Below are 3,112 nucleotides of genomic sequence, written 5' to 3' on the forward strand. Positions count from 1 at the left end.
CGCCGTTGCCTGCTACTTCGAGTTTTTCGAAGTTGCCGCCGGAAGCGTCGGTGATCTTGACGGTCTGAGTGCTCTTATCGATGAACACGTCATCGCTAGGAGCGGGCACGGTCACAGTGCCAACCGTGTCGCCAGCCTTGATGGTAATCGACGAGCCGTTGTCCAACTTCAGCGTGACGTCAGTGCCCGCTTTATTGGAAAGCGTGGCGGTGTACGTAATCTGTCCACCCTCATTCGCTTCGGCCGGAGCGGTCAAGGTCACGGTAGTGGTGTTGTCGGTACCGGGTGTATCGGTAACGGTCGTGTTAACCGGGGTAGTACCTGGAACCAGATTTTCAAAATGCTCGCCGCCGGTCACGCCTTTGATGGCGGTAGTGACGGTCTGGTCGCCTTTGTACACATCGTCTGGCGCTACGGTGGTAATGGAACCGCTTGATTGGTTTACGCCGATGGTGATGGTCTTGCCGTTATCGAGGGTGACGGTCAGCGGATTGGTGATGTTAGTCACTGGTACGCCGTTCTTATCCACAAGGCTGGCGGTGTAAACGATATTGCCGCCTTCGCCAACGGTGGTAGTGGCGGTCAGGACCACATCAACTTTGTCGATCGTGTCGTTGATCGTGGTGGTCGCACCGTTGCCCGCAACTTCGAGTTTTTCGAAATTGCCGCCAGTGGTTTCGGTGATCTTGACGGTCTGAGTGCTCTTATCGATAAACACGTCATCGGTAGGGGCAGGCACGGTTACGGTGCCAACAGTGTCGCCAGCCTTGATCGTGATCGACGAGCCGTTATCCAGCTTCAAGGTGACGTCAGTACCGGCCTTGTTGCTCAAGGTCGCGGTGTACGTAATCTGACCACCTTCGCTCGCCTCGGTTGGAGCCGTCAGCGTCACGGTAGTGGTGTTATCGGTACCCGGTGTATCAGTCACAGTTGTGGTGACGTTATCGGTACCTGGGACCAGATTTTCAAAGTGTTCGCCGCCGGTTACGCCTTTGATAGCAGTAGTGACGGTCTGGTCGCCCTTATACACATCATCAGGAGCCAGAACCGAAACGCTACCGCTCGATTGGTTTACGCCAATGGTGATGGTCTGGCCGTTATCCAAGGTGACGGTCAACGGGTTGGTGATGTTAGTCACCGGCGCACCGTTTTTATCCACAAGGCTAGCGGTGTAGACGATGTTGCCGCCTTCGCCAACAGTGTTGGTGGCCGTCAGAACCACATCGACTTTGTCGATGGTGTCGTTGATGGTGGTGGTTGCGCCGCTGCCTGCCACTTCGAGTTTTTCGAAGTTGCCGCCGGTGGTTTCGGTGATTTGGACAGTCTGGGTGCTCTTGTCGATGAACACGTCATCGGTAGGCGCCGGCACGGTTACGGTGCCAACGGTTTCGCCAGCTTTGATAGTGATCGAAGAGCCGTTATCCAGCTTCAAGATGACGTCGGTACCGGCCTTGTTGCTCAAGGTCGCGGTGTAGGTGATCTGACCACCTTCGTTCGCCTCGGTCGGAGCGGTCAGTGTCACGGTAGTGGTGTTATCGGTGCCTGGTGTATCAGTAACGGTGGTGTTAACCGGGGTAGTGCCAGGGACCAGATTTTCGAAGTGCTCGCCACCAGTGACACTTTTGATGGCGGTGGTGACGGTCTGGTCGCCCTTATACACATCATCAGGAGCCAGAACCGAAACGCTACCGCTCGATTGGTTTACGCCAATAGTGATGGTCTGGCCGTTATCCAAGGTGACGGTCAACGGGTTGGTGATGTTGGTCACCGGTGCGCCGTTCTTATCCACAAGGCTGGCGGTGTAGACGATGTTGCCGCCTTCGCCAACGGTGGTGGTCGCGGTCAGGACTACATCGACCTTGTCGATGGTGTCGTTGATCGTCGTGGTTGCACCATTACCTGCAACTTCGAGTTTTTCGAAGTTGCCGCCGATGGTTTCGGTGATCTGGACGGTCTGGGTGCTCTTGTCGATGAACACGTCATCGGTAGGCGCAGGCACGGTTACGGTGCCAACAGTTTCTCCAGCCTTGATGGTGATCGAAGAGCCGTTATCCAGCTTCAAGGTGACGTCGGTACCGGCCTTATTGCTCAAGGTCGCGGTGTAGGTGATCTGACCACCTTCGCTCGCTTCGGTCGGAGCGGTCAGTGTCACCGTAGTGGTGTTATCGGTGCCTGGTGTATCCGTAACGGTGGTATTAACCGGGGTAGTACCAGGAACCAAGTTCTCGAAATGCTCGCCGCCGGTCACACCCTTGATAGCAGCAGTGACGGTCTGATCGCCTTTATAAATATCGTCTGGCGCCACGGTAGTAACGGTGCCGCTGGATTGGTTAACACCGATGGTAATGGTCTGACCGTTATCCAAAGTCACGGTCAACGGGTTGGTGATGTTAGTCACCGGCGCGCCGTTCTTATCCACAAGGCTAGCGGTGTAGACGATATTGCCGCCTTCACCAACGGTAGGAGTTGCCGTCAGCACCACATCAACTTTGTCGAGGGTGTCGTTGATCGTGGTGGTTGCGCCATTGCCTGCAACTTCCAATTTCTCAAAGTTGCCGCCAGAGGTCTCAGTGATCTGGACGGTCTGCGTGCTTTTGTCGATGAACACATCATCGCTAGGCGCAGGGACAGTTACGGTGCCAACGGTCTCGCCAGCCTTGATGGTGATCGACGAACCGTTATCCAACTTCAGCGTGACATCTGTGCCAGCTTTGTTGGAAAGCGTGGCGGTATACGTAACCTGCCCACCTTCGTTCGCCTCGGCTGGCGCTGTCAGCGTCACAGTGGTGGTGTCGATCGAATCGGTAATGGTGGTAATCGCTGGCGTGGTGCTCGGCACCAGGCTCTCGAAATTGCCGCCAGTCGCGCTCGTGATCGTCGTACTGACGGTGCTGCCGTTGACGTAGACGTCATTAGCCGGCGTATCAACGACAACGCTGCCTGTCGATTCGCCGGCCTTGATGGTGATCACCGAGCCATTGCTCAAAGTGACGTTCACCGGCGTTTGCGCCGGGTTGGTCAGCGTGGCGGTATAGGTGATCTGGCCGCCTTCAGTCACGGTCGAACCTGCGGTCAGGGTGACCGTGGTGGCATCGATCGAATCGGTAATGGT

At 56.1% G+C, this 3,112-nt stretch carries 1 protein-coding gene; it reads right to left on the bottom strand.

Features of this window, described 5'->3' with window-relative positions; translation table 11 throughout:
* On the bottom strand, positions 1-3,112 hold a 3,112-nt coding region (locus tag BT199_RS25785; protein ID WP_371914269.1), incomplete at both ends, for an immunoglobulin-like domain-containing protein.

It is taken from the genome of Pseudomonas sp. NFR02 (assembly GCF_900119375.1).
Classification (GTDB): Bacteria; Pseudomonadota; Gammaproteobacteria; order Pseudomonadales; family Pseudomonadaceae; genus Aquipseudomonas; species Aquipseudomonas paracarnis.